The organism is Desulfobulbus alkaliphilus, assembly GCF_016918545.1.
Taxonomy (GTDB): Bacteria; Desulfobacterota; Desulfobulbia; order Desulfobulbales; family Desulfobulbaceae; genus Desulfobulbus; species Desulfobulbus alkaliphilus.
In genome coordinates this window covers 1-1,271 of record NZ_JAFFQC010000091.1, presented here as the reverse complement: position 1 = coordinate 1,271, position 1,271 = coordinate 1, and the positions used below count along the sequence as shown (strand labels likewise).

General features: G+C 48.2%; 2 protein-coding genes. Both read right to left on the bottom strand.

Annotated elements, in window-relative coordinates; all coding sequences use genetic code 11:
- Window positions 1–187: 187 nt before the first annotated feature.
- Window positions 188–1,105, bottom strand: coding sequence for a diguanylate cyclase (locus JWG43_RS20095; protein WP_205244236.1), 918 nt, complete (start codon window positions 1,103–1,105; stop codon window positions 188–190).
- On the bottom strand, window positions 1,074–1,271 hold a 198-nt coding region (locus tag JWG43_RS17475; protein WP_205244235.1), incomplete at its 5' end, for a hypothetical protein. The genes JWG43_RS20095 and JWG43_RS17475, both read right to left, overlap by 32 nt.

Sequence of the window (1,271 nt, the reverse complement as noted above, 5' to 3'; positions counted from 1 at the left end):
GCCGGACGGATAACTCCGCCCTGAAAACAAGATTTTCGCCGGTTTTTCCGGTGAAAACAAGAGCACCGAGCATGAATCCTTTTTTTATGGAAGAAATCAGGCCGGGCTTAAACGAAATGGACGAAAATTAAAACGCTACCCCTTCAAAGCGGGAGCAGCTGATAAGAATAAGCTTTAATCCCCCGTTTTAGGATGCTGACACTTGATTACGTCCCCCGTGTTTTGATTGATAAAGCCTTTCATCAGCGGCGTTCACCAAGGCACCAATATCCAAGGCATCAAGACGAGCTAAGGAAGCCACTCCCAAGCTGCCAGTCAATTTAATCCCGCTCTCATAATTGTAATCTTCGATGCTTCGTCGAATCCGCTCAGCAACCAAAACTGCGGTATCAAGCTCTGTGGCCGGTAACAGCATGATAAATTCCTCACCGCCCCATCGCGCCACGGCATCCTGTTTTCGTGAACAGTGCAGCAAAATTTCAGCCGTCTGTTTGAGTACAAAATCTCCAACATTATGGCCATACTGATCATTAACCTGCTTGAAATGATCCAGGTCCAGCAAAATAATGCTGAAATCCCTTTGATAACGCTCATATTGCAGTAGTTCCCGTTCAGCAACGTCCAGAAATCTATGCCTATTCATCAGGCCAGTCAGCTTATCCGTGCTAGCTGAATACTGCAATTTTTCATTAGAGACCAGCAGTTGCTGGTTAGCCTGAGTAAGGCGCCGCTCAGCCGCAACCAATTGACGGGCGATCAAAACACCCAGCAGCATGGCCGCTAAGGTTGCTGTCATCGTGACTCCCAGCGTGATGCGTAGTGTTGCATGGGTATTGGACATCAGGTTAGCTTCCGGCATACCGGTGACGATCACCCAATTCAGATCTCGTGAGTCATCCATGCGGGTTACAGAGAGAAAATAACGCTGATCTGAAACCTCAAAGGCAGTATAAGCCGGTTTTTCCAGCCCGTTCACCAAATCAATGTGCTGGCCAAGATAGTGAGCAGCTGCTTGGGTAAAGGGATCGGTACTGTTCAGCATAGAAAGACGCTTATCGCCCTGAGTGCCCATCTCAACCATCGCTTCTGTGGCCGATGTGCCCACCAGCAATCCATTGGGTTCCACGATAAAGGCTTTTTGGTCCAGCTGCTCCCGCTTTGAAGGGGTAGCGTTTTAATTTTCGTCCATTTCGTTTAAGCCCGGCCTGATTTCTTCCATAAAAAAAGGATTCATGCTCGGTGCTCTTGTTTTCACCGGAAAAACCGGCGAA